Origin of the sequence: Streptomyces chengmaiensis (assembly GCF_029846775.1) — a bacterium.
GTDB lineage: Bacteria > Actinomycetota > Actinomycetes > Streptomycetales > Streptomycetaceae > Streptomyces > Streptomyces chengmaiensis.
The window spans coordinates 61,904-85,708 of sequence record NZ_JARWBG010000020.1 but is presented as its reverse complement, the minus strand read 5'-3'; the positions used below and the strand labels follow the sequence as shown (position 1 = coordinate 85,708).

28 protein-coding genes are annotated in these 23,805 nt (G+C 72.1%); 12 read left to right on the top strand and 16 right to left on the bottom strand.

Going from position 1 to position 23,805, the window contains the following annotated elements:
• Nucleotides 1-62 precede the first annotated feature (62 nt).
• Nucleotides 63-548, top strand: coding sequence for a DUF6479 family protein (locus QCN29_RS18445; RefSeq protein WP_279929354.1), 486 nt, complete (start codon nucleotides 63-65; stop codon nucleotides 546-548).
• On the opposite strand, the gene QCN29_RS18440 is transcribed toward QCN29_RS18445, so the two are convergent.
• Both QCN29_RS18440 and QCN29_RS18435 read right to left on the bottom strand, forming a co-directional pair.
• Nucleotides 506-730 (bottom strand): DUF5133 domain-containing protein, encoded by a 225-nt coding sequence (locus QCN29_RS18440; RefSeq protein ID WP_240136347.1) that lies wholly within the window; start codon nucleotides 728-730, stop codon nucleotides 506-508. The two genes, QCN29_RS18445 and QCN29_RS18440, sit on opposite strands and share 43 nt — an antisense overlap.
• Before the next feature lie 99 nt (nucleotides 731-829).
• Nucleotides 830-1,039: a hypothetical protein gene (locus QCN29_RS18435; RefSeq protein ID WP_279929353.1), complete on the bottom strand. Its 210-nt coding sequence runs from the start codon at nucleotides 1,037-1,039 to the stop codon at nucleotides 830-832.
• 211 nt (nucleotides 1,040-1,250) lie between these two features.
• Here QCN29_RS18435 and QCN29_RS18430 point away from each other — a divergent pair, with 211 nt between their 5' ends.
• Both QCN29_RS18430 and QCN29_RS18425 read left to right on the top strand, forming a co-directional pair.
• A complete protein-coding gene (locus QCN29_RS18430; RefSeq protein WP_240136345.1) occupies nucleotides 1,251-1,472 on the top strand; it encodes a DUF6381 family protein in 222 nt (73 codons plus the stop codon).
• 138 nt (nucleotides 1,473-1,610) lie between these two features.
• Nucleotides 1,611-2,537, top strand: coding sequence for a SigB/SigF/SigG family RNA polymerase sigma factor (locus QCN29_RS18425; protein WP_279929349.1), 927 nt, complete (start codon nucleotides 1,611-1,613; stop codon nucleotides 2,535-2,537).
• Nucleotides 2,538-2,584: 47 nt separating this feature from the next.
• Here QCN29_RS18425 and QCN29_RS18420 read toward each other — a convergent pair whose 3' ends face one another.
• The 3 genes from QCN29_RS18420 to QCN29_RS18410 form a co-directional block, all read right to left on the bottom strand.
• Entirely contained in the window at nucleotides 2,585-3,985 is a 1,401-nt protein-coding gene (locus tag QCN29_RS18420; RefSeq protein WP_279929348.1) for an NADP-dependent succinic semialdehyde dehydrogenase, read from the bottom strand.
• A gap of 93 nt (nucleotides 3,986-4,078) precedes the next feature.
• Nucleotides 4,079-5,959: a transketolase gene (locus tag QCN29_RS18415; RefSeq protein ID WP_279929346.1), complete on the bottom strand. Its 1,881-nt coding sequence runs from the start codon at nucleotides 5,957-5,959 to the stop codon at nucleotides 4,079-4,081.
• Nucleotides 5,960-6,015: 56 nt separating this feature from the next.
• Entirely contained in the window at nucleotides 6,016-7,365 is a 1,350-nt protein-coding gene (locus tag QCN29_RS18410; RefSeq protein ID WP_279929345.1) for an NAD(P)/FAD-dependent oxidoreductase, read from the bottom strand.
• Nucleotides 7,366-7,541: 176 nt separating this feature from the next.
• Here QCN29_RS18410 and QCN29_RS18405 point away from each other — a divergent pair, with 176 nt between their 5' ends.
• Entirely contained in the window at nucleotides 7,542-7,937 is a 396-nt protein-coding gene (locus QCN29_RS18405) for a hypothetical protein (RefSeq protein ID WP_279929343.1), read from the top strand.
• Nucleotides 7,938-8,153: 216 nt separating this feature from the next.
• On the opposite strand, the gene QCN29_RS18400 is transcribed toward QCN29_RS18405, so the two are convergent.
• Nucleotides 8,154-8,534: a DUF2795 domain-containing protein gene (locus tag QCN29_RS18400; protein ID WP_240136339.1), complete on the bottom strand. Its 381-nt coding sequence runs from the start codon at nucleotides 8,532-8,534 to the stop codon at nucleotides 8,154-8,156.
• Between the two features lie 76 nt (nucleotides 8,535-8,610).
• Entirely contained in the window at nucleotides 8,611-9,819 is a 1,209-nt protein-coding gene (locus tag QCN29_RS18395) for an FUSC family protein (RefSeq protein WP_279929399.1), read from the bottom strand.
• A gap of 322 nt (nucleotides 9,820-10,141) precedes the next feature.
• On the opposite strand from QCN29_RS18395, the gene QCN29_RS18390 reads away from it, so the two are divergent.
• Entirely contained in the window at nucleotides 10,142-10,849 is a 708-nt protein-coding gene (locus QCN29_RS18390) for a lysophospholipid acyltransferase family protein (protein ID WP_279929342.1), read from the top strand.
• A gap of 21 nt (nucleotides 10,850-10,870) precedes the next feature.
• Here the strand turns inward: QCN29_RS18390 and QCN29_RS18385 are convergent, their stop codons facing one another.
• The 7 genes from QCN29_RS18385 to QCN29_RS18355 all read right to left on the bottom strand — a co-directional run bounded on the left by QCN29_RS18385 (nucleotide 10,871) and on the right by QCN29_RS18355 (nucleotide 15,831).
• Nucleotides 10,871-11,626: an urease accessory protein UreD gene (locus QCN29_RS18385; RefSeq protein WP_279929340.1), complete on the bottom strand. Its 756-nt coding sequence runs from the start codon at nucleotides 11,624-11,626 to the stop codon at nucleotides 10,871-10,873.
• Nucleotides 11,623-12,300, bottom strand: coding sequence for an urease accessory protein UreG (gene ureG, locus QCN29_RS18380; protein WP_279929339.1), 678 nt, complete (start codon nucleotides 12,298-12,300; stop codon nucleotides 11,623-11,625). The genes QCN29_RS18385 and ureG overlap by 4 nt, the downstream gene beginning before the upstream one ends.
• Before the next feature lie 31 nt (nucleotides 12,301-12,331).
• Nucleotides 12,332-12,994 carry an urease accessory protein UreF gene (locus QCN29_RS18375; RefSeq protein ID WP_279929338.1) on the bottom strand — a complete coding sequence of 221 codons (663 nt, stop codon included), beginning with the start codon at nucleotides 12,992-12,994 and terminating at the stop codon, nucleotides 12,332-12,334.
• Nucleotides 12,995-13,007: 13 nt separating this feature from the next.
• Nucleotides 13,008-14,729 carry an urease subunit alpha gene (locus tag QCN29_RS18370; protein WP_279929336.1) on the bottom strand — a complete coding sequence of 574 codons (1,722 nt, stop codon included), beginning with the start codon at nucleotides 14,727-14,729 and terminating at the stop codon, nucleotides 13,008-13,010.
• Nucleotides 14,722-15,033 carry an urease subunit beta gene (locus tag QCN29_RS18365; protein ID WP_279929335.1) on the bottom strand — a complete coding sequence of 104 codons (312 nt, stop codon included), beginning with the start codon at nucleotides 15,031-15,033 and terminating at the stop codon, nucleotides 14,722-14,724. Before QCN29_RS18365 ends, QCN29_RS18370 begins: the two co-directional genes overlap by 8 nt.
• A gap of 12 nt (nucleotides 15,034-15,045) precedes the next feature.
• Nucleotides 15,046-15,348, bottom strand: coding sequence for an urease subunit gamma (locus QCN29_RS18360; RefSeq protein ID WP_240136332.1), 303 nt, complete (start codon nucleotides 15,346-15,348; stop codon nucleotides 15,046-15,048).
• Nucleotides 15,349-15,549: 201 nt separating this feature from the next.
• Nucleotides 15,550-15,831 (bottom strand): type II toxin-antitoxin system Phd/YefM family antitoxin, encoded by a 282-nt coding sequence (locus QCN29_RS18355; protein ID WP_240136331.1) that lies wholly within the window; start codon nucleotides 15,829-15,831, stop codon nucleotides 15,550-15,552.
• Between the two features lie 82 nt (nucleotides 15,832-15,913).
• Between QCN29_RS18355 and QCN29_RS18350 the strand changes: the two genes are divergently transcribed.
• The 3 genes from QCN29_RS18350 (at nucleotide 15,914) to QCN29_RS18340 (ending at nucleotide 17,901) form a co-directional block, all read left to right on the top strand.
• Entirely contained in the window at nucleotides 15,914-16,546 is a 633-nt protein-coding gene (locus QCN29_RS18350) for a ClpP family protease (protein WP_279929333.1), read from the top strand.
• A gap of 7 nt (nucleotides 16,547-16,553) precedes the next feature.
• On the top strand, nucleotides 16,554-16,862 hold the full coding sequence (locus QCN29_RS18345) for a hypothetical protein (RefSeq protein ID WP_279929332.1): 309 nt from the start codon (nucleotides 16,554-16,556) through the stop codon (nucleotides 16,860-16,862).
• 559 nt (nucleotides 16,863-17,421) lie between these two features.
• Nucleotides 17,422-17,901 carry a C40 family peptidase gene (locus tag QCN29_RS18340; protein ID WP_398859430.1) on the top strand — a complete coding sequence of 160 codons (480 nt, stop codon included), beginning with the start codon at nucleotides 17,422-17,424 and terminating at the stop codon, nucleotides 17,899-17,901.
• A 159-nt stretch (nucleotides 17,902-18,060) separates the two neighbouring features.
• On the opposite strand, the gene QCN29_RS18335 is transcribed toward QCN29_RS18340, so the two are convergent.
• A complete protein-coding gene (locus QCN29_RS18335) occupies nucleotides 18,061-18,501 on the bottom strand; it encodes an ATP-binding protein (RefSeq protein WP_240136328.1) in 441 nt (146 codons plus the stop codon).
• A gap of 270 nt (nucleotides 18,502-18,771) precedes the next feature.
• Between QCN29_RS18335 and QCN29_RS18330 the strand changes: the two genes are divergently transcribed.
• Both QCN29_RS18330 and QCN29_RS18325 read left to right on the top strand, forming a co-directional pair.
• The gene (locus QCN29_RS18330; protein WP_279929331.1) at nucleotides 18,772-19,632 is read left to right on the top strand and encodes a helix-turn-helix domain-containing protein; all 861 of its coding nucleotides are present in this window, start codon (nucleotides 18,772-18,774) and stop codon (nucleotides 19,630-19,632) included.
• Between the two features lie 103 nt (nucleotides 19,633-19,735).
• Nucleotides 19,736-19,951 (top strand): DUF397 domain-containing protein, encoded by a 216-nt coding sequence (locus QCN29_RS18325; protein WP_240136326.1) that lies wholly within the window; start codon nucleotides 19,736-19,738, stop codon nucleotides 19,949-19,951.
• On the opposite strand, the gene QCN29_RS18320 is transcribed toward QCN29_RS18325, so the two are convergent.
• Nucleotides 19,944-21,089, bottom strand: a complete 1,146-nt coding sequence (locus QCN29_RS18320) for an 8-amino-7-oxononanoate synthase (protein WP_279929330.1) — start codon at nucleotides 21,087-21,089, stop codon at nucleotides 19,944-19,946. The genes QCN29_RS18325 and QCN29_RS18320 overlap by 8 nt on opposite strands.
• Nucleotides 21,090-21,234: 145 nt before the next feature.
• On the opposite strand from QCN29_RS18320, the gene bioB reads away from it, so the two are divergent.
• Both bioB and QCN29_RS18310 read left to right on the top strand, forming a co-directional pair.
• Complete coding sequence (gene bioB / locus QCN29_RS18315; RefSeq protein WP_279929329.1) at nucleotides 21,235-22,386, top strand: biotin synthase BioB; 1,152 nt, start codon at nucleotides 21,235-21,237, stop codon at nucleotides 22,384-22,386.
• On the top strand, nucleotides 22,379-23,671 hold the full coding sequence (locus QCN29_RS18310; protein WP_279929328.1) for an adenosylmethionine--8-amino-7-oxononanoate transaminase: 1,293 nt from the start codon (nucleotides 22,379-22,381) through the stop codon (nucleotides 23,669-23,671). The genes bioB and QCN29_RS18310 overlap by 8 nt, the downstream gene beginning before the upstream one ends.
• Nucleotides 23,672-23,805 lie beyond the last annotated feature (134 nt).

Genomic DNA, 23,805 nt, shown 5'->3' with positions numbered 1-23,805 from the left:
GCCGGCCGGGTACCCATCCTCGGCGAAAACATGGCGAGGGCGCGGTTGGGTACCCGGTGGGCATGAGCACGATGAGCACACCGAGCAGCGTGGAGGACCTCGCGGCCGTCGAGCAGGCGGCCGAGGGCTTCCTGTCCGGGATCGCTCCGTTCGCCGTGGGGCTGGTCCTGATCGTTCTGCTGGCCGGCGCCACGTGGTGGGATCGCAGACGCAGGGAGACGGAGTCCGACTCGCCGACCCCCGAGCAGCAGCCCCACCCCCCTCCTCAGCAGACGCATATCGAGGAGTCCGGGCCGCACGAGCACACCGACTTCCCGTCCGACCGCCGGCTGTTCCCTTACGAGCTGAGGGGGCCGGGCAACGAGGCATACCCGGCGGAGGAAGCCCTGCCGCCCGAACGGGAGGAGAAGCCGCCCGCCGCCTCCGGGGCCACGTCCGGGGACGCATCGGGAGCGACGCCCGAGACTGCGTCCGGGGCCGCGCCCGGGGCCGCGTCCGGGGCCGCTCAGAACGACCTCGACGAGGGCGGGCGGGCCGCCCCCAGATAGGCCTCCGCCTCGGCGACCGCCTCCTGGGGCGTCCGGCAGCCCATCAGCACGCACAGCGTGTAGGCGAGATCGTCCCGCCGGCGGCGCGTGTGCGGGTCCCGCGGCTCGGCGTCCGCCAGGCACTCCCACGCCCGGTACCGGTGGAGCAGGGCGCTGAGCAGCGCCTTGTCCGGCAGAAGCACGGCCGCCTCCCGACGTGTGACCCCAATGGCTGCTCCCCCTCCCCCAGGCACCGGCGAACGGGCCGCGCCCGTGAGGTGCGCGGCCCGCTCTACGCCGGGCTACCGTGCTGACGGCCTCTTGCCCGTCTGACCGCGAGCCTTGTCACCGGCCTTGCGCCGGGACTCGCCCGACATCCGTTCCGAGGTGTCCTGGGCCCCCGCGCGCGTCTGGTCGTGCATCTCGTCGCCCATGCCGTCCATCGGCCCGCCGCGGGACGGCTCCTTCACGGCGCGCCCGGTCCGTTTGGCCTTTGCTCGGGCCTTGCTCATCAGTGTGGTCCTTTCACGGGGGGGGGCTGGCTCCTCCACCTTGCGCCGGTCACCCTCTGTCCGCAATTCGGCACGTTGCGCAATACCCTCCAGTTGTTTGGATATTACGCATTCGAGGAGGTCAGTGGGTGTTTGTCGAGTTTGCGTCGTGGGCATCCGCTCAGTGCCGCAGCCCGGCGGCACGCAGAAGGGCGGCACGCAGGAGGGCGTCATGAGCGATCCCCGAGAAGTCCGCGTCCAGGCGGAGCGTGAGCGCGACAAGGCGGAGCGCCTGTTCCAGCGGGCGCGCCAGTCCATCGACCCCCAGGAGGCCGAGCGGCTGCGCTACCGCGCGGAGCAACTGCGGGAGCGAAGCGAGGCGGTGCTCCGCGCGACCCCACAGGAGGAGCCCGGAGACATGCCGGGAGACACACGAGGAGAGCAGCTCTGGTAAGCGACACGACCGACGGTCGCTCTTTACCCGGCCGATGCGGGCGGGCAAAAAGGAATAATCTGGTGGGAAAGCTCTGGCGACGGTCCCGCTGCAGCCAGCAGCGCCGGCCTGATCTGCCTTCACCCCCGGAGGCGCCCCATGGCCACCCGCGCGCTCGCAGCTCCACCCGAGAGTCCCGACCCGGTACGCCCGTCCAGCGCCGATGACGCGCGGGCGCTGTCCACATGCCTGTTCCAGCGGCTGCGCACGCTGGAACCCGGCACGGCCGAGCATGCGTATGTGCGCGGCACGCTCGTCGAGCTGAACCTCACCCTGGTGCGGTATGCGGCTTCCCGGTTCCGGCACCGAAGCGAGCCGCTGGAGGACATCATCCAGGTGGGGACCATTGGGCTGATCAAGGCCATCGACCGGTTCGACGTGGACCGGGAGGTCGCCTTCTCCTCGTTCGCGCTGCCCACCATCGTCGGGGAGATCAAGCGGTTCTTCCGCGACGCGAGCTGGACCGTGCGCGTACCGCGACGGCTGCAGGAGCTGCGCATCGACACCGCGAGGGCGTACGACACCCTGGAGCAGCGTCTGGAACGGCCGCCGACGACCGCGGAGTTGGCTGCCCACCTGGGCATCAGCGAAGAGGCGGTCGCGGAGGGCCAGCAGGCGGCCAACGGGTATGTCGTCCGCTCGCTGGACGCGCCCGACGGCAGCGAGGACTCCTGCCCCGGTTCGCTGGAGCGCCGGCTGGGTGAGGAGGACCACGCCTTTGACGTCATCGAGTGCCTGGAGTCGCTGCGCCCGCTGGTGGCCGGGCTGGCCCCGCGGGACCGCGCCATCCTGTCGATGCGCTTCGGCGAGGAGCTGACGCAGTCGGAGATCGGTGCGCGGCTGGGACTGTCGCAGATGCATGTGTCGCGGCTGCTGGCGCGCACCCTGTCGACCCTGCGGGCCGGGCTGCTGGAGGACGGCCCCTCGCAGCCGCCGTGCCCGGAGGGCGCCGCCTCGCCGAACGGCGGGCACTCCGACGCCGCCGCGGACGGGCAGACGGGGCGCGAGGCCCGGGCGGCCGGCTGAGCGGTCGGCCGCCCCGCCGCGCACCCCCGGCCGTCAGCCCTCAACCATCAGTCCCCGGCCGCCGCGTACCAGACCGTGGTGATGTTGCAGAACTCGCGAATGCCGTGACCCGACAGCTCACGCCCGTACCCCGAGCGCTTCACCCCGCCGAAGGGGAACGCCGGGTGCGAGGCCGTCATGCCGTTGAAGAAGACGCCGCCCGCCTCCAGGTCCCGGGCACAGCGACGGATCTCGTCCTCGTCCCGCGTCCAGACGTTGGAGCTCAGCCCGAAGGGGCTGTCGTTGGCGACGGCGAGCGCCTCGTCGAGGTCTGCGGCCCGGTAGAGGGCGGCCACCGGGCCGAAGGCCTCCTCGCGGTGGATCCGCATCTCCGGGGTGATGCCGGACAGCACGGTCGGCTCGTAGTACCAGCCGGCATCGCGGCCCGCGGGCCGCGATGCGCCGCACAGGGCAGCAGCCCCGCCGCGCAGCGCGTCGTCCACCAGCTCCTCCAGATCGGCGCGGCCCTTCTCGGTGGCCAGCGGGCCGACGTCGGTGGCGTCGTCGAGGGGGTCGCCGACCTCCAGTGCACGCATCCCGGCGGTGAACCGCTCCGCGAACGCGTCGTACACGTCGGTGTGCACGATGAACCGTTTGGCGGCGATGCAGGACTGACCGTTGTTCTGCACCCGGGCGGTCACCGCCGTGCTCGCCGCCTTGTCGAGGTCCGCGGACGGCAGCACCACGAAGGGGTCCGAACCACCCAGCTCCAGTACCGTCTTCTTCACCTCGTCGCCGGCGATCGCGGCGACGGAGCGGCCGGCCGGCTCGCTGCCGGTGAGGGTGGCGGCGGCCACCCGGTCGTCGCGCAGGACGCCCTCCACGGCGCCGGAGCCCACCAGCAGCGTCTGGAAACAGCCTTCGGGAAAGCCCGCGCGCCGGAACAGCTCCTCCAGATACAGAGCGGTCTGCGGCACGTTGGAGGCATGCTTGAGGAGTCCGGTGTTGCCCGCCATGAGGGCCGGCGCGGCGAACCGCACGACCTGCCACAGCGGGAAGTTCCACGGCATGACGGCGAGGATCACGCCCAACGGCCGGTAGCGCACCACGGCCCCGGAGGCCCCGGAGTCCTTGACGTCGCTCTCGTGCGGATACTCGTCGGCCAGCAGATCCGCCGCCCTGCCCGCGTACCAGCGCATCGCCTTCGCGCACTTGGCCGCCTCGGCGCGGGCAGCCGTCACGGGCTTGCCCATCTCGGCGGTCATCAGCCGGGCGACGCCCTCCCTGTCGGCGTCCAGCAGACCGGCCGCCTGGGTGAGGAGCCTCGCGCGCTGCTCCATCGGAGTGGCGCGGTAGCCCTCGAACGCCGCGGCGGCGGCCGCCACCCGGCTTTCGATCTCCTCCGGTCCATGCTCCCGGAACGTCTTGAGGGTTTCCCCGGTGGCGGGGTTCACGGTTGCGATGGGCATGGCCTCAAGCCTCCTCGGTGCCGATACGGCGACCCTCGCGTGACGCCGGCGCACCCGCAACACGGCGGCGCGGCCGCACGAAGGGGGCAGTGCTCAGCGCACCACGGCCGTCTCCACGAGCAGTTCGACCGCGGCGGCGACGGCGTCCGCGTCGATGCCGGCCTCCCTGAGCTGCTCCTCCGGCGTGGCCGAGGCGGGCATGTGCCGTACGCCGAGCCGCACCAGCCGCGGCATGGGCCTCCCGTCGGAGAAGACCTCGGCGACGGCGTCGCCGACGCCGCCTTCGGGCCGGTGGTCCTCCACGGTCACCAGGCAGCCCGTGTCGGACGCGGCGGCGTGCAGGGCGGCCGCGTCGGCCGGCTTGACCGAGTAGAGGTCGATGACCCGCACGGCGATCCCGGCCTCGCCCAGCCGGTCGGCGGCCTTGAGGCACTCGTGAACCGTGACGCCCGCCCCGACGAGCGTCACCCGGTCCGCCCGGGAGTGCCGCAGCACCTTGCTGCCCCCGATGGGGAACTGCTCGTCGGGGCCGTAGAGCACCGGGGTCCCGCCGCGCATCGTGCGCAGATAGCGGATGCCGTCGAGGTCCGCCATCGCCGCGACGAGCCTGGCGGTCTGGTTGGCGTCACACGGCTGAAGCACCGTGCTGCCGTGCACGGACCGGAACATCGCGAGGTCTTCGAGCCCCATCTGGGAGGGCCCGTCCTTGCCTATCGCCACGCCCGCGTGAGAGCCCACCAGACAGAGCGAGGCCCGTCCGACGGCCGCCATCCGGATGAAGTCGTGGGCCCGCGTGAGGAAGGCCGCGAACGAGGAGGCGTACGGCAGGAATCCGCGCGCCTGCAGCCCGACGGCGGCCGCCGCCAGCTGCTGCTCGGCGATATAGCACTCGAAGAAGCGGTCGGGGTGCTCCTCGGCGAAGAACTGGGTGCGTGTGGAGTCGCTGACCTCGCCGTCCAGGACCACCATGTCATGCCGTACGGCGCCGAGGGCGGCGAGCGCCTTGCCGTACGCGTCACGGGTGGCGACCTCGTCCCCGACCTCGAAACGGGGCAGCTCCGGCTCCCGGGCGGCGGTGGGCGCCGTGGCGGGCACGGCCGGGGGCGCGGCGGTCTCGACCCGCAGCGAACGGCGTCCGCCCAGCTCGGCGATGGCGGAGCCGGCGTCCTCGAGGGGCTTGCCGTGCATGCCCTCGCGGTCCTCCACGGCCGCCACCCCGCGGCCCTTCCGGGTGGCGGCCAGAATCGCGGTCGGCCGCCCCCCGGTGGCGCGGGCCTCTTCGAAGGCGTGGTCCACCGCCGTCACGTCGTGGCCGTCGACTTCGACGGTGTGCCAGCCGAAGGCCCTCAGCCGCCGGGCGTAGGCGTCCAGGTCGTGCTGGTGGCGGGTGGGGCCGCGCTGGCCCAGCCGGTTCACGTCGACGATCAGGGTGAGCGCGTCCAGATGCTCCGCGCCCGCGTACTCGACGGCCTCCCAGACGGACCCCTCCGTCATCTCGCTGTCGCCGGACAGCACCCACACCCGGTAGGGGACCTTCTCCAGGCGCTGGGCGGCGAGCGCCATGCCGACGGCCACCGGCAGCCCCTGGCCGAGCGACCCGGTGGCCACGTCCACCCACGGCAACCGGGGCGTGGGGTGGCCCTCCAGCCTGCTGCCGTGCTCGCGGTAGCTGCGCAGTTCCTCCTCGCCGACCGCGCCCACCGCCCGGTACATGGCGTACAGCAGCGGTGAGGCATGCCCCTTGGAGAAGATCAGCCGGTCGTTTCCCGGATGGTCGGGGCGGTTGAAGTCATAGCGCAGATGGTGCGCCAGCAGCACCGCGACGAGGTCCGCCGCGGACATCGACGACGTGGGGTGGCCCGAGCCGGCCAGGTCGGCGACGCGGACGGCGTCCACCCGGAGCTGCTGGGCCAGCTCGGTCAGATCGAGCGCGTGGGCGGCGGCGCCGCGGTCGCGCGGGTCGGTGGCGGTCATGTCACTCCTTGAGCTGCGTCCGATGGCCTTCGTCCGGGGGCTGGGGGCCAGGGGCCTCACGCGGACTCGGGTGAGCAGGGCGGGCCGGGGGTGTGCACCGACTCGGGGGAAGCGGTGTCCAGCGGGACGGCCCAGGACCGTACGAGGCCGAGCTGCACGGCCTGCCTGGGCAGCAGAGCGTCCAGCGCCCAGTCGGCGGCGACCCGCACCCGATTGCCCGGCATGGCAGCCAGGTGGTAGCCGCGCGTGACGGCTGAGGCGAGCACGCCGGACAGCGGCACCCCCAGCGGGTTGGCGGCGGCCTGCGCCCCACCCAGATCGACGAGGAAGCCGAGGTCGTGATGGCGGTAAGGGCGGGGCGTGCCCCGCCCTAGGGAGGCGGCCACGTTCCCGGCCGCGGCCCTGCCCTGCCGGGCGGCGTGCTGCGCCGTCATCGGCGTGTACTCCCCCGGCCTGGTCAGGTCGGGCACGGCCGCCGCGTCGCCGCAGGCGAACACCTCGGGGTGACCCGGCACATTCAGCCGCGCGTCGACGAGCAGCCGGCCCTGTTCGACGGGCAGCCCCAGCTGGGAGACCAGCGGGTCCGGCCGCACCCCCACACACCACACCAGGGTGCGGGTCGGCACAAACTCGCCGTCGTCCAGCCGCACCCCGGCCGGTGTGGCCTCCTGCACCGACGTCCCGGTGCGCACCTCGACACCCCGCATCCGAAGAACGCGGTCCGCGGTGTCGGAGAGTCTGCGGTCGAGCCCCGGGAGCACCCGCGGGGCGATGTCCAGGAGCAGCCAGCGCGGGGGCCGCCGGATGCCGCCGGGCAGGTCACGCGGGGTGCGGGCCAGCGCGTCGGTGAACAGCCGGCCCTGGGCGGCCACCTCGGTTCCGGTGTACCCCGCGCCCGCGACGACGAAGGTGCGGCGTGCCGCGGCCTCCTCCGGCTCCGCCGACTGGGAGAGCTCCATCTGCCGGGTCAGGTGGTCGCGCAGGTAGAGGGCCTCCGGCAGACCTCGGAAGCCGTGTGCGCGGGCGGCGACGCCGGGGACGGGCAGCAGTTTGTTGACGCTGCCGACGGCGAGCACGAGACGCTCGTACGCCAGCTCTCCGTGGGCGCCCTCGGGGCCGGTGTAGTGCACCCGCCGTGCGTCGAGGTCGATGCGGGTCGCCTCGCCGAGGACGAGGCGCACACGCGGGAGAGTGCCGGTCAGGGACACGGTGATGCGGCGGGGCTCCAGGATTCCCGCCGCCGTCTGCGGCAGCAGCGGCAGGTAGAGGAAGTAGTCGGTGGGGTTGAGCAGGATGACGTCGGCGCGGTCCCGCATCCGGCGGGAGAGCGTGCGAGCGGCCTGGTAGCCGGCGAATCCGGCTCCCACGATGACGATGCGTGCTCGGGCGGTGTGCGCTCTGCTCACCAGTGACTCCCGGCTGTGACGGATGGGTCCGTATGAGTGCGCGTTGGTACGCGTCGGGGGATCGGGCTGTCCGCGTGCCCAGGAGCGCGCCGCCCAAACAGCTCCGTACGGCCCCCTGCTCGGCTCGCCAAGGCGCGGGCACAGGGCGAGGCTGGAGACGGAAGGAAGGAAGTGCAGTGATCAGCACACACGATTTCGCACCGGAGGTCGTCGTCACGCTCAGCGGCTGCACCAAGGAGGACGCCGGCGTCGTCTTCGAGGTGCTGCGCCGGAACTTCGCCTCGGACCGGGCGGACGACGACGTCCCGCAGGACATAGTCGAGGGGCATCCGACGGTCTGGACCGGCACCTTCGAGGTGGTGCCGCCCATCTCGCCCGGTCCGTCCCCGGGCCCGGAGCCGCTGCACGCGGCGGTGACGGCCGAGGTCCAGGGCGGCTACTGGGCGGTGGACCGGCTGCGTGAGGCGCTGGACTCGGCGTTCCGGGTGACCGACGAGGGCATGGCCGCAGGCGACCAGGAGAAGGACGTCCAGCTCAGGCTGGAGTCGGGGGGTGCGCAGCCGGTCGGCTGACGGGCGGCCTTGGGCTTGGCGCCGGCCTCGCCGGCGGCTGAGGCGCGGAAGTCCGGGGGCGGAGCCTTGTTTCAAGCCTCACCGGCGGCCGAGGGCGCCGGCGCCCGGGCGCGAAGTCTTGTTTCACGCCTCGACGGCGATTGAGGCGCGGGGTCTGGGGCGGAGCCCCCGGAAACGGGGCCTGGGGCGGAGCCCGGGGTCCGGGAAACGCCCGCGCTAGCGCGACTGTCGTGCGAGCGTCCTGATGATCTCCGCCGCGCTCGCATACGACCCCTGCGCCGGGAGCGCGTTCACCATGCGTATCAGCCGGTCGGGGGCGTGCCTCTCGGTGAGCATCCGCACGAGGTCGACACGGGTCGCCGGGAACGCCGTGCGCCCGAGGTGCCGTCCCAGCTCGGTCTCCAGCGTGTGCGCGGGCTGCAGGAACTCCCACGCCCCGATGGGGCCGGACGCGATGTCGGGGTCGTCGTCGGCGGCGGGCTCCACATCGTGCCACTCCTCCGCACGGGTGGGGTGGCCGGAACGGAGCAGGCCCTGCAGCTCATGCTTCATCTCGTCGTCCTTGTGGGCGCTGAGCCGGTTGCTGCCTCGCTGCATGTCACCCTCCTCGATCTCCTCGACGGTGGGGTTCGCTCTATGTACCCAATCCTCCGCGTATCACGCGAACCGCGCATCATCCGGCCCGGCGGGGACGCTTCTCCCGGGCCCACTCGCCGAGCGCGGACAGCCGGGGATGGCGTTCGCGCTGCTGGATCGCGCTGCGGTCGAGTTCCTCCATCAGCCGTCTGCTGCGGTGCTCCGGGTCCAGCTCGTCGAGGATCCGGTCGACCTCGGTGAGCAGCGCCCCCTGGAGCTGCCACTGCTTGGGGTGCCGCTGCACGCCGTGCAGCAGCAGGTGCGCCGCCCGCTCACGGCTCGCGCCGGCAGCCGCCAGCTCCGCGGCGAGCCGCGCCTCGGCGGCCCGGGCACTGTCGGTGGCCTGGGTGGTGACCAGGACGGAGAAGCTGACGAGCGCGTCCGCGACATGGCCGAGCAGTTCCTGCAGGGCCAGGCCCACCTCCTGCGGGAACAGCTCCTCCCCGGGACGCTGCTTGGCGAGGTCGGTGATGGTTCTCGCCAGCACCCTCAGCACCACGGCGCAGATCTCCAGCGTGTCGAGTCCGGTGCGCAGCACCACCCGGTTCAGCAGCGCCTCCTTGACGCGCGGGTTCAGCCGCAAACTGTCCTCCGCCTGGCGCAGCGCCGCGTCGACATCGGCGATGTCGTTGTCGAGGCGGCGGGCCTCATGCAGCTTCTCGGCGGCGCGCGCCACGGGCGTGGGCCTGTTGAGCTCCTCCCCGATGGCCAGCATGAGCCGCCGCATACGGCGCGCCAGATCGCCGATGGACTCGCCCGCCGTCTCCACCCAGACGGGCGGTACGAAAACGATGTTGAACAGCAGCCCGACGACCGCGCCGATGAGTGTCTCCAGCACCCGGTCCCAGGCGGTGTCGGCCACCCGGGTGACTCCGAGCACCAGCATGGCGCTGATCGCCACCTCGGGCACGAACTCGTCGACGCGCACCATGCGGCCGACGACCAGCGAGGCCAGGATGATCAGCCCCAGGCTCCACCAGCTGAGCCCGACGAGGGCGCTGAACGCGATGGCGATCAGCACTCCGGCGACGACGGAGTTCACCCGCCGCACGCCGGTGGTCAGGGTGGAGTAGAGGGTCACCTGGACGACGAGCAGAGCGGTCAGGGGTGCGGTGAGCGGCGCGGGCTGGCTGCTCAGCCAGAGGGCGACGACATAGGCCAGGGTGGCGGCGGCCGTGGAGCGCACGGTCAGCGCGACGGCCGGGTTCCCGCGCAGCCGCGCAGCCCTCGCGACGGCGGCGCTCAGCCGCTCCCTGACCGGACTGTGCCCGGGGTCCGGAGCCCGCCTCGGTTGACGCCTGAGAACACGCACTTCGTCCCCCTTCCCGTTTCGGACGGCGACGGCTGCTGCTTGAACCGCACCAGCCCCCGAACCGGGGACAAGGGGCACCCCGGACGCATGACCGGGACACCACCAAGATGCTGATCTTGAAACGTCTTCGCCGACCGGTCCTTCGCCCCCCCGGGCTACACGGGACTGCTCACCGTCTGGAAGCCCTCCGCCCCTTGGAGACGTGAGGCACAATTGCCTGACCGCTCGTCAGGAGTCTGCTCGGCAGGGGGCCGCCGTGTTCTACTACGTGCTCAAATACGTGCTTCTCGGCCCGCTGCTGCGGCTGCTGTTCCGGCCGAGGATCGAAGGGCTGGAGCATCTGCCCGCCGAGGGCGCGGCGATCGTGGCGGGCAATCATCTGTCTTTCTCGGATCACTTCCTGATGCCGGCGATCATCCGACGGCGCATCACCTTCCTGGCCAAGGCGGAGTACTTCACCGGGCCGGGGATCAAGGGCCGGCTGACGGCGGCGTTCTTCCGCAGCGCGGGGCAGATCCCGGTGGACCGCTCCGGCAAGGAGGCGGGGCAGGCGGCCATCCGGGAGGGGCTGAAGGTGCTCGGCAGGAACGAACTGCTCGGCATCTACCCGGAGGGGACCCGCTCCCACGACGGCCGGTTGTACAAGGGGAAGGTCGGCGTGGCGGTGATGGCGCTCAAGGCGGGGGTGAGGGTGGTCCCCTGCGCCATGGTGGGGACCTTCGAGATCCAGCCGCCGGGTCAGGTGCTGCCCAGGATCAAGCGGGTCACGGTGCGGTTCGGGGAGCCGCTGGACTTCTCCCGCTATGCGGGCATGGAGAACGAGAAGGCCGCCCTGCGGGCGGTCACCGACGAGATCATGTACGCGATTCTCCGGCTGTCGGGCCAGGAGTACGTCGACCGGTACGCGGCCGAGGTCAAGGCGGAGCTGGAGGCGGCGAAGAAGGCTTCCCGACGCAGGGGTTGACCGCATCGCGGACAGCCCGGGTCACGGCGTCGCGTCCAGTGTGTCCAGCACCTTGGCGAGCACCTCGTCCAGGACGCGCCGCAGCCCGCGTGCGTCGGGTGCGGCGGCCGTGACCAGCAGGCCCGGTCCGGCGAGCGGGGTGAGCACCGCGGACTCGCCGAGCAGCCGCGGCTCGGCGGGCTTCTCCTCCATCGCGGGGTCCACGACCAGGAGCTGGCCTGCGGCCCGCAGGCCGCCGAGCACTGCGGGGCCGTCCCAGCCGTCGGGCGCGCCGGGGCCGTAGCTCAGCTCCTGGTCGAGCAGGGGCCGGCCGGCGCGGCGGACCGCCAGCCGCGTGGCGAGGGTGCCGGGCTCCTCGCCGTACCTGCCGAGGATCTGCTCTTCGCGCAGCACCAGCCGGGCGGTGGCGGCCAGCTCCACTCGGGTGTGCATCCGCAGGTCGCTGCCGGCGGCCGAGATGAGCTGCTCCGGCAGCCACCGCAGTTCGGCGTCCTCGCCGACGGTCAGGCCCACCTCGTAGCGGGCGGGCAGCGGTGTCCGGCCGGGCAGCGCGAGGGTCGCGGCGGCGGAGTCGACGGTGAGCCGCGCTCCGTCGCGCACCTCCGCCTCGATGGCGAGCCGGTCGCCGCCGAGCGGTGCGCTCATCGCTCCGACGACGGTGACGCGGGTGTACGGGCCGCTCGCGCGGGTGCGGCGCAGCGCGAGCGGTCCTTCGCCCCGGAGCACCGGCAGTCCGCCGCGCTCGGCGACGATGCGGGCTGTGGCGTCGACGCTCATGCGGTCCAGTCGGCGAGTCGGGCGCGTACCCAGTCGGCAACGGGCGCGACGCCGTCCTCGTCGCGGAGGGAGGTGAAGGCCACCGGAAGTGCGCCGCGCTGTTCCTTGGCGTCGCGCTCCATGCGGCCGAGGTCGGAGCCGACATGGGGGGCCAGGTCCGTCTTGTTGATCACCAGGAGGTCGGCGGTGGTGACGCCGGGGCCGCCCTTGCGGGGGATGTCGTCGCCGCCGGCGACGTCGATGACGAAGATCTGGGCGTCGACGAGGCCCTTGGAGAAGGTCGCGGTGAGATTGTCGCCGCCCGACTCGACCAGGACGAGGTCGAGAGGGCCGACGGATTCCTCGAGCTCTTCGACGGCTTCGAGGTTGGCGGAGATGTCGTCGCGGATGGCGGTGTGCGGGCAGGCGCCGGTCTCCACGGCCTGGATGCGCTCCGGCGGCAGCACCGCGTTGCGGAGCAGGAATTCGGCGTCCTCGCGGGTGTAGATGTCGTTGGTGACGACGGCGATGGAGAGCCGGTCGCGCAGGGCGCGGCAGAGCGCCGCAACGGTCGCGGTCTTCCCCGAGCCGACGGGCCCGCCGAGGCCGATGCGCAGGGCGCGCCGAGCGCCATCGGCCCGTATGGCGTCGGCGCTGACGGCTGCGGGGGCGTCGTGGTCGTGACCGAGGTGCATGGTGCGGCTCCTGTCGGGTCGTGGTGCGGGGCTAGGAGGCGAAGAGACGGACCGGCCAGGCAGCGTGCTGTTCCGCGGTGATGTCGAGCAGCGGGGCCGAGGCCGCGGGCAGTGCGTCGATGCCCTGGCCGGCGGCCCGTGCCGCTTCGGCCGCCACCCGGTCGAGGTCCGGGGTGAGCCGGGCGAGGGCGGCGGTCGCCTGGAAGGGGTCGAGGCCGAGCAGCCGCACCGCCGCCGTCGCGGGGCCGCTGACCGTCTCGTAGGCGACGCAGTGCGCTGCGTCCTCGGGGCCGAGGCCCGCCGAGCGCGCGGCGACGCCGAGGACGACCGGTTGATGCGCGCCGCGGGGGCGGGCCGCGGCGAGCGCGTCGAGCCCGGGGCCGGGCCAGACGGCGCGTGCGGCGCGCATCAGCTGCCGGCCGAGTCTGCGGGCGGCCGTGCGCAGCGCGGGCGAGGCGGTTCTGGCGTCGGCGGCGTCGTCGAGCGCGAGCGGGTCGAGGCCCGCCGCGGCCGCGGCGGCCAGGGCCGCGGCAGTGAGGCCGGCGGTGTGCAGCCGGCCCCGGCAGAAGCTCTCCAGTTCCTCGGCGTTCCGTATCCGCCCGGCCTTGACGGCGGCTTCGGCCCCGCCGGAGTGCGCGTGTCCTCCGGCGGGGAAGCGTCCGTCGGCGAGAACGAGGAGAGCGGCCCGGCTCATCGGCTCCGTCCCATCAGAACAGGAAGTACCGCTGGGCCATGGGCAGTTCCGCCGCTGGTGCGGGTTCGACCACCTCTGAGTCGATGGTGACGGTGAAGGTGTCGGGGTCGACCTCGACGCGCGGCCGGGCGTCGTTCTCGCGCATGTCGGCCTTGGTGACGCCGCGGGTGTTCTTGATCGGAACGAACTCCTTGTCCAGGCCGAGGCGTTCGGGCAGGCCGTCCTCGATCGCCGCTTCGGCGACGAAGTTGCACGAGCCGGCGGTCGCGGCCTTGCCGAGCGCCCCGAACATGGGGCGGGGCAGCACCGGCTGCGGGGTGGGGATGGAGGCGTTGGCGTCGCCCATCTGCGCATATGCGATCTGCCCGCCCTTGATGACGAGCTGCGGTCGGACGCCGAAGAACGCCGGTTCCCAGAGCACGAGATCGGCGAGCTTGCCGGTTTCCACCGAGCCGATCTGGTGGTCGAGGCCCTGGGCGACGGCCGGGTTGATCGTGTACTTGGCGATATAGCGGCGCGCCCGGCGGTTGTCGGCGCGGCCGTCTCCGGGCAGGGCCCCGCGGGCCCGCTTCATCACATGCGCGGTCTGCCAGGTGCGCATCACCACTTCGCCGATGCGGCCCATGGCCTGGGAGTCGGAGGAGATGATCGAGATCGCCCCGAGGTCGTGCAGGACGTCCTCCGCGGCGATGGTGGACGGCCGGATGCGGGACTCGGCGAAGGCGAGGTCCTCGGGGACGGCCGGGTTGAGGTGGTGGCAGACCATCAGCATGTCGAGGTGTTCCTCGATGGTGTTGACGGTGTGCGGCCGGGTGGGGTTGGTGGAGCTGGGCAGCACATGCGGCTCGGAGACCACGGTGATGATGTCCGGGGCGTGTCCGCCGCCCGCGCCTTCGGTGTGGTACGCGTGGATGGTGCGGCCGGCGATGGCGGCGAGCGTGTCGCCGACGAATCCTGCTTCGTTGAGGGTGTCGGTGTGGACGGCGAGCTGGACGCCGGTCTCCTCGCAGACGCCGAGGCAGGCGTCGATGACGGCCGGGGTGGCGCCCCAGTCCTCATGGATCTTGAATCCGAGTGCGCCGCCGCGCAGTTGGGAGTGCAGGGCCTCGCGGGACATCGTGTTGCCCTTGCCGAGCAGTCCGATGTTGACGGGGTACGCCTCCAGTGCGCCGAGCATCCGCCCGATGTGCCAGGGACCCGGGGTGACGGTGGTGGCCTTGGTGCCTTCCGCCGGTCCGGTGCCGCCGCCGACGAGGGTGGTGATGCCGCCGGCCAGGGCTTCGTCGACGAGTGTGGGTGAGATGAAGTGGACATGGGCGTCGATCGCGCCCGCAGTGAGGATCTTGCCGTTGCCCGAGATGACTTCGGTCTCGGGGCCGATGACGAGGTCGGGGCTGACGCCGTCCATGGTGTCCGGGTTGCCTGCCTTGCCGATGCCGGCGATGCGGCCGTCGCGGATGCCGACGTCCGCCTTGACGATGCCCCAGTGGTCGAGGACGACCACACCGGTGATCACCGTGTCGGGGGCGCCGTCGGCCCGTGTTGCACGGGACTGTCCCATGGACTCGCGGATGACCTTGCCGCCGCCGAACACGGCCTCGTCACCGGCGCGTCCGGGGCCGCCGGAGCGGTCCTCCTCGATTTCGACGAGCAGGTCGGTGTCGGCGAGCCGGATGCGGTCGCCGGCCGTGGGTCCGAAGAGATCCGCGTAGACCGCGCGGTCGAGCTCAGTCATCGAGACCGCCTCCGGTCTCCCCGCGCAGTCCGGGGACGGTGCGCCGGCCGGCGAGGGGGACGAGTTCGACGTCGACGGGGACGCCCGGCTCAAAGCGGACGGCGGTGCCGGCTGCGATGTTCAGCCGGGTGCCGCGGGCGGCGGCGCGGTCGAAGTCGAGGCCGGGGTTGGCCTCGGCGAAGTGGTAGTGGGAGCCGACCTGGATGGGCCGGTCGGCGGCGTTGAGGACCGTGAGCCGGGTGATCGGGCGGCCCTCGTTGACGGCGATGCGCCCTTCGCCGTACAGGATCTCTCCGGGGATCATCAGCGGCCTCCCTCAAACGATCGGGTCATGGACGGTGACCAGCTTGGTGCCGTCGGGGAAGGTGGCTTCGACCTGCACGTCGTGGATCATCTCCGGGATGCCGTCCATGACGTCGTCGCGGGTGAGCACCTTCCGCCCGGAGGCCATCAGCTCGGCGACGGTGCGGCCGTCCCGGGCCCCTTCGAGGATGTGCGAGGTGATCAGGGCGACGGCCTCGGGGTGGTTCAGGCGGACTCCGCGGGCCTTGCGCTTCTCCGCGACGTCCGCCGCCACATGGATCAGCAGTCGTTCCTGTTCGTGCGGGGTCAGTTGCACCAGTCCACCTCACTGTTCACGGGCCCGGACGGACGAGGTCCGGGCGCAGCGGGACCCTAGCCGACGTGAGAGCGGTCTTTGCCTGGACACGGGCGACTGCGGGCCGGCGGTTGAACGTTAGGCGGCAAGTTTTTCCGGCGCGTTAACTGATCTTGGGTTGCAGCAGGTCCGGGGGGTGGAGGCGGCACTGGACTGCCGTGGTCACTCTCCGCGGAGCGGGTCGCGACGCCGGGCGGTGAGGCCGAACCGGGGCTGTTCGCCGGGAGCGGACGGGGGCGTGCCCAGCGAGGAGACCGACGGGACGGCCGGCTCGTCGCCCGCTTCGGCCGACTGCTCCAGACGCTCCAGGTCAGCGGCCGAGACCAGGGCGACCAGCGGCTTGCCGTGCCGGGTCACCACCACTCGCTCACCGCCGTAGACAACACGGTTGATCAGGTCGGCGAGCTCCGCCCTGGCTTGCGTCACCGGAATCTCGTAGGCCATGGCCCCATCATAACGGCCTGTACGTCCTGTACATTTTTTACAGAACGATGTGCCGATCCACGTCGAGGAGATGAGTCACGTCATGAACCGCCCCGCCGCCCGCCATGTCGTCCCGGAGTTCACCGAGCGCACAAGCCCGGGCACCCGGACGCTCGACCCGTACGCGAAGCTGCTCGAGGAGCGGATCGTCCTCCTGGGGACCGATGTCGACGACATCGCAGCCAACGACGTGATCGCCCAGCTGCTTCACCTGGAGCACGCGGCTCCCGACCGGGATGTCTCCCTCTACATCAACTCGCCCGGCGGCTCCACGAGCGCCATGTCCGCGATCTACGACACGATGCAGACCATCACCTGCGACGTGGAGACGACCTGCATCGGGCAGGCGGCGTCGACCGCCGCCGTGCTGCTGGCCGCCGGCGCGCCCGGGAAGCGGTTGGCGCTGCCGGGAGCGCGGGTCCTGATGCGGCAGCCCGCCCACGAGGAGCCGTTGCGCGGCCGACCGTCCGATCTGGAGATCCACACCCGTGAGTTGCTGCGGCTGCGCGAACAGATCGCGGGGATGCTGGTGCGGCACACCGGGCAGAGCGCGGAGCGGATCGCCGCCGACCTGGAGCGGGACACGGTGCTCGATGCCGCCGGAGCGAAGGAGTACGGCCTGGTCGACCATGTGATCACGGGCCGCAAGGCGTCGCCCGCCGCCGACTCCAGGTGAGGCGGCCGTGCTTCCCCCTGAACTGCCCCCGCTGCCCGCGCTCACGCGGGCCGAGGCCCAGGTCGTCGACGCCTACCTCGACCTGGTCGACCTGGTCGGCCGCAGCAACCCCGCCCGCTGCACACACACCTACGGCGCACTGCGGGCGGCGCAGGCGCTGGCCGGGCGGGCGACGGCGCTGAAGGACGCTCTGACGCTGATGCATCTGCGCGGCGAGAGCGAACTGCACACGGCCACACTCGCCGAAGCCCTGCGACTGCTGGACGGCGATCGCCGGACCCGCCGGGTCACCGTGCCTCCGCCGTCAGCGCGTTGACGGTATGCCGGCCGCTGTCAACCGCCGACCGGGTATCACGATTCCTCCCCCATTCGGCCCAGGCGAATCCCGTACGCATGTACGAAGCGAGCCTCCGGAAGCGGATCGCACATCTAGCCGAATGTCGTGCTCCGACGCTGGTACGGCTGCCGGGAAGCAGCAAGCGACCAACCCCGCCCAGAGGCCCGCCCCCCGAACGGATCAACCATGAAACAGAAACGCAAACAGCCGTTTCTGCCAACAAATCAGGCATTCCACACGCCAAGATCCGATGGACGACAAGCCCCCGCCATCGGGACGGGGCGGTCCGGAGCGGACGCCGAGTCCTGCCGCCGCACCGGATGCCTGGTCGACAGCAATGGATCGGCAGGAGTGGAGGACCCGAGCAGCACACGGGACGGCCGCCGCCCCATCTGGCCGCCCGAGGGGTCGGGCCGCTTCGGCGGCCGGGCGGCCGCGTCGCCCGCACCCGACGGGTCATCCTTACCGGCGGCTGACGAAGGGGTCGCGTATGAACGCGCAGATTCGCATCCCGTTTCCCTGCCCCCGCACCTCACGCATGTCCCGGCCTTCACGGCTCTCCCGCACGTCCCGGATGACCCGCGTGGTCGCGGTGTCGGCCCTGACCTTCATCGCGTTCGGCGGGTCCCTGCTGGCTCCGAGCGCCGCGCCGGAGGCGCACGCCGCCGCCCACGCCGCCAAGGCGCTCCATGTGGCGGCCTCGAAGAAGGGCTCCCCTTACCAGTACGGGGCCGCGGGACCGCACCGCTTCGACTGCTCGGGGCTGACGCTGTACTCGTACAGGAAGGCGGGCAAGAAACTGCCCCGCACGGCGCAGCAGCAGTACAACCGGACCAGCAGGATCTCGGCCCGCTCGCGCAGGCAGGGCGATCTGGTCTTCTTCCACTCCGGCAGCCGCGTCTACCACGTCGGGATCTACGCCGGGCGAGGGCGGATCTGGCACTCCCCCAAGTCCGGTTCCGTGGTCAGCCTGCAGAAGATCTGGACAAAGCGCGTCTCCTACGGCCGGGTGCGCTGACACCTGACACCTGACACCTGACGCCTGACGCCCATGGGCGGCGCCTCATCACGGCGCCCTCGCCGCGGCGGCCGGCCCACGCGCCGCTCGGCTCACGCGGCGTCGACGGGGGCGGCGGTCGCGCGCGTCGGCAGGGGGCCCGGCCGGCTCGTGCCGCGGTCAGCTCCTGAGCGGCGCCGCCACGCCCGCCCACGGCAGTGCGATCCAGACCGTCTTGCCGCCCTCGGAGGTTGGGGTGACCGAGAGCTGGCCGCCGTACTCCGCCGTGAGGGTGCGGATGATGACCATTCCTCGGCCGTTGTCCTGCCGTACGGCCGCGGGCAGCCTCTGCGGCCAGCGCGGATGGCTGTCGGTGACGCCGATCCGCAGTTTCTCGTCGCGCTCCAGCCGGATGTCCACGGTGAAGGTGGGCGACTGGCCGAAGGTGTGCTGCACGGCGTTGGTGGCGAGTTCCGAGACGATCAGCCGTACGGTGTCGACGGCTTCCGCCTCTTCCGGCAGTCCCCATTCGGAGACGACGTCGGTGACATACCGCCGGGCGACGGAGACCGAAGCCGGATCGCTCGGCAGAGTGATGGATGCTTCCTGGTGGTCTGCCATGGCGACACTGTCCCTTTCCCACCGGGGCCGGGCTCCGACTCGTAGCGGATCAACACGAGGACGGCCACGGATTGCGGTATACGGCCAGACTGCCACTTGTCATGCCATCAGGTGCGACGATCCACCAAGATATGCATATATCTGTCGCTCGATACGGTGAACTCTGCGACGGAAGACCGTATTTGGGCGCACACTCAGGGACGCGACCGGCTCTTTGAGCCATGAGCGCCATGAGCGCCAAGTGCCCTGAGCGGCGAGGAGGAGCGCCTGATGAGACAGGGTCCAGCGGTGCGCCGCCGCCAACTCGGGGAGGAGCTGCGGGGGCTGCGGCAGACCGCCGGCCTCACCAGCCGCGAGGCCGCCCGGCTCGCCGGCTGGCACCAGTCGAAGGTGAGCAGGATCGAGACCGGCGCCAGCGGGGTCAGGGCGACCGATGTGACGCTGCTGCTGGATGTGTACGGGGTCGGCGACGCCCGGCGGCGTACGCTGCTGAAGACCCTGGCCGGCGCGGCGGCGGACGGCGGCGGCAGCGGCTGGTGGCACGCCTACCGAGGGCTGCTGCCCGCGGAGTACCGGGACTTCATCTCGCTGGAGTCGCAGGCGAGTACGGCCCGCACACTGGAGACCTGTGTTGTGCCGGGTCTGATGCAGACGGCGGACTATGCCCGTGCGGTGACCCGGGCGACGCTTGACCGGCTGCCCGCTGCGACGGTGAACTCCCTGGTGGAGGTGCGGATCGCCCGTCAGTCGGTGCTGTGCACCGAGCGGCCGCTGGCGCTCAGCGCGGTGCTCGACGAGGCGGTGCTGCGCCGGGAGGTGGGCGGACGGGCGGTGATGCGCGCACAGCTGCGGCGGCTGGCGGAGCTGGCCCAACTGCCCTGCGTCCGGCTGCAGGTGGTGCCCTTTGCGACCGGCGGCTATGCGGGACTCGCGGGACCTTTCGTCATCTTCTCCTTTCCGAACATTTCTGATCTGAATGTGGTCGTAATAGACCACTTGACGAGTAGCCTCTGCCTTGAACGGAAAGAAGACCTCGAGGTGTACAGCGGCGCCTTCAGCGCGATGCAGGCGCGCGCCCTCTCTCCTGAGGACACCTTGGAGCTCATCGGACGGATCATCGTCGATCCGTGAGCCACTGCGGAGAACGATCCGTACAGCCCGATGGACGACCACTGCCGCCGAGTCGCCCCCGGCTCGACGCCGTTCAGGCCCTCACCCCAAGGAGGCACCCCCGATGCCCGACATGCCGGAAAGTCTTCCGAAACGCGCCCTGACCTGGCGGCGCAGCAGCCGCAGCGTGGCGAAAGGCAACTGCGTCGAGGCGGCCAGGCTGCCCGACGCCTCGCTGGCCGTCAGGGACTCCAAGGACGTCTCACTCCGTCCGCTGCGGGTCTCCTCCCCCGCCTGGGAGCGGTTTCTCGCCGCTCTCGGCGAGGGCGGAGTCAGCTGACCGGAGCCGTCCCCACGATGGTGGCGACGGCCCGCTCCACCTGCTGATCCGTCAGATCGGCGCGGGCCGTCAGCCTGATGCGTGAAATGCCGTCCGGCACGGACGGCGGACGGAAGCATCCCACCGCAAGCCCGGCCGCGCGGCAGTCGGCCGCCCAGCGCACGGCGGCCTCGGGAGAGGGCGCGTGCACGGAGACGACCGCCGCGTCCGGCCGGGCTGCGGTGAACCCCTCGCCGGTCAGCCGCCGGTGCAGCGTCCGGGCGAGGGCGCGGGTCCTGGCCGGCAGGGCGGGTTCCCGGCGCAGCACGCGCAGCGCGGCCAGCGCCCCACCCGCCGCTGCCGGGGCGAGCCCGGTGTCGAAGATAAAGCTGCGGGCGGTGTTGACCAGGTGGTCGATCACCCGGGCCGGGCCGAGTACCGCACCGCCCTGGCTGCCCAGGGACTTGGAGAGCGTCACCGTGGCGACCACGCCCGAGCGGCCGGCGAGCCCGGCGGAGTGCAGGGCGCCCCGTCCGCCGTCGCCGAGGACGCCGAGGCCGTGGGCGTCGTCCACCAGCAGCCCGGCGCCCGCCTCCGCGCAGACCTCCGCCAGCGCGGTCAGCGGGGCCGCGTCGCCGTCCACGGAGAACACCGAGTCGGTGACGGTCACCGCGCGCCGTCCCGGGTGCGCTTCAAGGGTCTTGCGTACGGCGTCGACGTCCGCGTGCGCGACCACCGCGGTCTCGGCCCGGGACAGCCGGCAGCCGTCGACGATCGAGGCGTGGTTGCCCGCGTCGGAGACGATCAGCGCCTCACGGCCGCTGAGCGCGGTGACGGCGGCGAGGTTGGCGGCGTACCCGGACGACAGCACCAGCGCCGCCTCGAAACCGCAGAACGCGGCCAGCTCCCGCTCCAGCTCCGCGTGCAGGGCGGTGCTGCCGGTGACCAGTCTGGAGCCGGTGGCGCCCGCGCCCCAGGTCCTGGCGGCCGCCGCGGCCGCCTCGGTCACCTCGGGGCGGCGCGTCAGCCCCAGATAGTCGTTGCCCGCGAGATCGACCGGCCCGCCGTCGGCTCCACGCGGCCGGAGCGTGCGCACCAGCCCGGCCCGTTCACGGCGGCGCGAGGCGTCGTCGATCCAGTCGAAAGGATCCTTCGGCATGGTGGTCCGGTCCTTTTGTAGGCAGCGCACAGACCCTAACCGGGGTCGCTCGAGGAGCGGATGTGGCCATACACACACCTCTAAGATGCTCCGTTGTGGGGTTCCTCCTTGGCCGCGGCGTGTGCGGTACGTCAGGATCTGCGCCATGGACCTGCTGAACACGCTGGTGGAGAAGGGGCTGCGGCGCGAGCTGCCGACCCGTGACGAGGCGCTCGCCGTGCTGGCGAGCTCCGACGACGAGCTGCTCGACGTGGTGGCCGCGGCCGGAAAGGTGCGGCGGAAGTGGTTCGGGCGGCGGGTGAAGCTCAACTATCTGGTCAATCTCAAGTCCGGGCTGTGTCCGGAGGACTGCTCCTACTGCTCCCAGCGGCTCGGGTCCAAGGCGGAGATCCTCAAGTACACCTGGCTCAAGCCGGACGAGGCGTCCGAGGCTGCGGCGGCCGGGGTGGCCGGCGGCGCCAAGCGGGTCTGCCTTGTGGCGAGCGGCCGCGGGCCGACGGACCGCGACGTCGACCGGGTGTCGCAGACCATCGAGGCGATCAAGGAGCAGAACGAGGGCGTCGAGGTGTGCGCCTGCCTCGGGCTGCTCTCCGAGGGGCAGGCGGAGCGGCTGCGGGCCGCGGGCGCGGATGCGTACAACCACAACCTGAACACCTCTGAGGCGACATACGGGGACATCACCACCACCCATACCTACGCCGACCGGGTGGAGACTGTGCAGCAGGCCCAGCAGGCGGGTCTTTCGGCGTGCTCCGGTCTCATCGCGGGCATGGGCGAGAGCGACGAGGACCTCGTCGACGTGGTGTTCGCGCTGCGCGAGCTGGACCCCGACTCGGTGCCGGTGAACTTCCTCATCCCCTTCGAGGGCACTCCGCTGGCCAAGGAGTGGCACCTCACTCCGCAGCGGTGCCTGCGGATTCTCGCCATGGCCCGCTTCGTCTGCCCCGATGTGGAGGTGCGGCTCGCGGGCGGTCGCGAGGTGCATCTGCGCTCGATGCAGCCGCTGGCGCTGCACCTGGTCAACTCGATCTTCCTCGGCGACTATCTGACGAGCGAGGGCCAGGCCGGCAAGGCCGACCTGGAGATGATCGCGGACGCGGGCTTCGAGGTGGAGGGCGCGGGGACGACCACGCTGCCGGGGCACCGGGTGCACGAGGAGGGCGGCGGCTGCGGCTCGGTGTGCTCAGCTGAGCCGTCCGCCGCCGCGGGGGCGGACGCGGAGCAGTCGGCCGCCCGGACGGATCTGGTGGCCGTGCGCCGCCGCGGCGCCGGCACGGACCTCGCGCCCAATGCCTGAGCCGCTGTCACCCGGCGAGCTGCTCGCACTGGACCGGGCGCACGTCTGGCACCCGTACGGCCCCATGCCGGGCCGTACGGACCCGCTGGTGGTGCAGTCGGCGTCCGGTGTCCGGCTGCGGCTGGCAGAACCCGTCCACGGCCGAAGCGAACTGATCGACGGCATGTCGTCGTGGTGGTCCGCGATCCACGGCTACAACCACCCGGTGCTCAACGAGGCGGCGCGCGGCCAGCTGGAGCGGATGAGCCATGTGATGTTCGGCGGGCTCACCCATGAGCCGGCCGTGCGGCTGGCCGCCCGGCTGGTCGAGATCACCCCGGAGCCGCTGGAGCATGTCTTCCTCTGCGACTCGGGGTCGGTCTCCGTCGAGGTCGCGGTCAAGATGTGTCTGCAGCACTGGCGTTCGCTGCGGCGGCCGGCGAAGCGGCGGTTGCTGACCTGGCGCGGCGGCTACCACGGCGACACCTGGCAGCCGATGTCGGTCTGCGACCCCGACGGCGGGATGCACGGCCTGTGGTCGGGCGTGCTGCCGGAGCAGATCTTCGCGGACGCGCCGCCGGCGGAGTACGACCCCGGGTACGCCGACGCGCTGCGCGCGCTGATCGCCCGCCATGCGGAGGAACTGGCCGCGGTGATCGTGGAGCCGGTGGTGCAGGGCGCGGGCGGGATGCGGTTCTGCTCCCCCGCGTATCTGCGGGTCCTGCGGGAGGCGTGCGACGCGCATGACGTGCTGCTCGTGTTCGACGAGATCGCGACGGGCTTCGGGCGCACCGGCGAGCTGTTCGCCGCGGAGCACGCCGGCGTCAGCCCCGATGTGCTGTGCCTCGGCAAGGCGCTCACCGGCGGCTATCTGACGATGGCGGCGACGCTGTGCACCCCGAGGGTGGCCGAGGGCATCTCGCGCGGCGAGGTCCCCGTGCTGGCGCACGGCCCCACGTTCATGGGCAACCCGCTGGCGTCCGCGGTCGCCTGCGCCTCGATCGATCTGCTGCTCGCCCAGGACTGGCGTCAGGAGGTCAAGCGCATCGAGGCGGCGCTGCGGGACGAGCTCGCCGCGGCGCGGGACATTCCGGGTGTACGGGATGTGCGTGTGCTGGGTGCGATCGGCGTCGTGCAGTTGGACCACGAGGTCGACATGGCGGCGGCGACTCGGGCCGCGGTGGGCGAGGGGGTGTGGCTTCGGCCGTTCCGGGACCTGGTCTACACGATGCCGCCGTATGTGACGGGTGATGAGGATGTGGCCCGGATCGCGGCGGGGGTGGGGGCTGCGGCCGCGGCGGGGTGACATCCGGGTCGGGGCCCCGAGCACCCCGGGTGTTGTCCCGCCCGGGCGGCGCCGCCCGCGGGTGTTTCCGCCGCACCGGGTGGGGTGCGTCCAGCGCCGAGTGGCTGGTCGGCGGCCCGCCGACCATGCGATTG

What these genes read in the sequence shown, in the direction of transcription:
- QCN29_RS18355 (WP_240136331.1), bottom strand. Translation starts at nt 15,831, where the DNA reads ATGGCCTACGAGATTCCGGTGACGCAAGCCAGGGCGGAGCTCGCCGAC.
- QCN29_RS18415 (WP_279929346.1), bottom strand. Translation starts at nt 5,959, where the DNA reads ATGACCGCCACCGACCCGCGCGACCGCGGCGCCGCCGCCCACGCGCTC.
- QCN29_RS18340 (WP_398859430.1), top strand. Translation starts at nt 17,422, where the DNA reads ATGTCCCGGCCTTCACGGCTCTCCCGCACGTCCCGGATGACCCGCGTG.
- QCN29_RS18335 (WP_240136328.1), bottom strand. Translation starts at nt 18,501, where the DNA reads ATGGCAGACCACCAGGAAGCATCCATCACTCTGCCGAGCGATCCGGCT.
- QCN29_RS18445 (WP_279929354.1), top strand. Translation starts at nt 63, where the DNA reads ATGAGCACGATGAGCACACCGAGCAGCGTGGAGGACCTCGCGGCCGTC.
- QCN29_RS18385 (WP_279929340.1), bottom strand. Translation starts at nt 11,626, where the DNA reads ATGAGCGTCGACGCCACAGCCCGCATCGTCGCCGAGCGCGGCGGACTG.
- QCN29_RS18330 (WP_279929331.1), top strand. Translation starts at nt 18,772, where the DNA reads ATGAGACAGGGTCCAGCGGTGCGCCGCCGCCAACTCGGGGAGGAGCTG.
- bioB (WP_279929329.1), top strand. Translation starts at nt 21,235, where the DNA reads ATGGACCTGCTGAACACGCTGGTGGAGAAGGGGCTGCGGCGCGAGCTG.
- QCN29_RS18400 (WP_240136339.1), bottom strand. Translation starts at nt 8,534, where the DNA reads ATGCAGCGAGGCAGCAACCGGCTCAGCGCCCACAAGGACGACGAGATG.
- QCN29_RS18325 (WP_240136326.1), top strand. Translation starts at nt 19,736, where the DNA reads ATGCCCGACATGCCGGAAAGTCTTCCGAAACGCGCCCTGACCTGGCGG.
- QCN29_RS18370 (WP_279929336.1), bottom strand. Translation starts at nt 14,729, where the DNA reads ATGACTGAGCTCGACCGCGCGGTCTACGCGGATCTCTTCGGACCCACG.
- QCN29_RS18320 (WP_279929330.1), bottom strand. Translation starts at nt 21,089, where the DNA reads ATGCCGAAGGATCCTTTCGACTGGATCGACGACGCCTCGCGCCGCCGT.
- QCN29_RS18350 (WP_279929333.1), top strand. Translation starts at nt 15,914, where the DNA reads ATGAACCGCCCCGCCGCCCGCCATGTCGTCCCGGAGTTCACCGAGCGC.
- QCN29_RS18375 (WP_279929338.1), bottom strand. Translation starts at nt 12,994, where the DNA reads ATGAGCCGGGCCGCTCTCCTCGTTCTCGCCGACGGACGCTTCCCCGCC.
- QCN29_RS18425 (WP_279929349.1), top strand. Translation starts at nt 1,611, where the DNA reads ATGGCCACCCGCGCGCTCGCAGCTCCACCCGAGAGTCCCGACCCGGTA.
- QCN29_RS18430 (WP_240136345.1), top strand. Translation starts at nt 1,251, where the DNA reads ATGAGCGATCCCCGAGAAGTCCGCGTCCAGGCGGAGCGTGAGCGCGAC.
- QCN29_RS18420 (WP_279929348.1), bottom strand. Translation starts at nt 3,985, where the DNA reads ATGCCCATCGCAACCGTGAACCCCGCCACCGGGGAAACCCTCAAGACG.
- ureG (WP_279929339.1), bottom strand. Translation starts at nt 12,300, where the DNA reads ATGCACCTCGGTCACGACCACGACGCCCCCGCAGCCGTCAGCGCCGAC.
- QCN29_RS18435 (WP_279929353.1), bottom strand. Translation starts at nt 1,039, where the DNA reads ATGAGCAAGGCCCGAGCAAAGGCCAAACGGACCGGGCGCGCCGTGAAG.
- QCN29_RS18310 (WP_279929328.1), top strand. Translation starts at nt 22,379, where the DNA reads ATGCCTGAGCCGCTGTCACCCGGCGAGCTGCTCGCACTGGACCGGGCG.
- QCN29_RS18365 (WP_279929335.1), bottom strand. Translation starts at nt 15,033, where the DNA reads ATGATCCCCGGAGAGATCCTGTACGGCGAAGGGCGCATCGCCGTCAAC.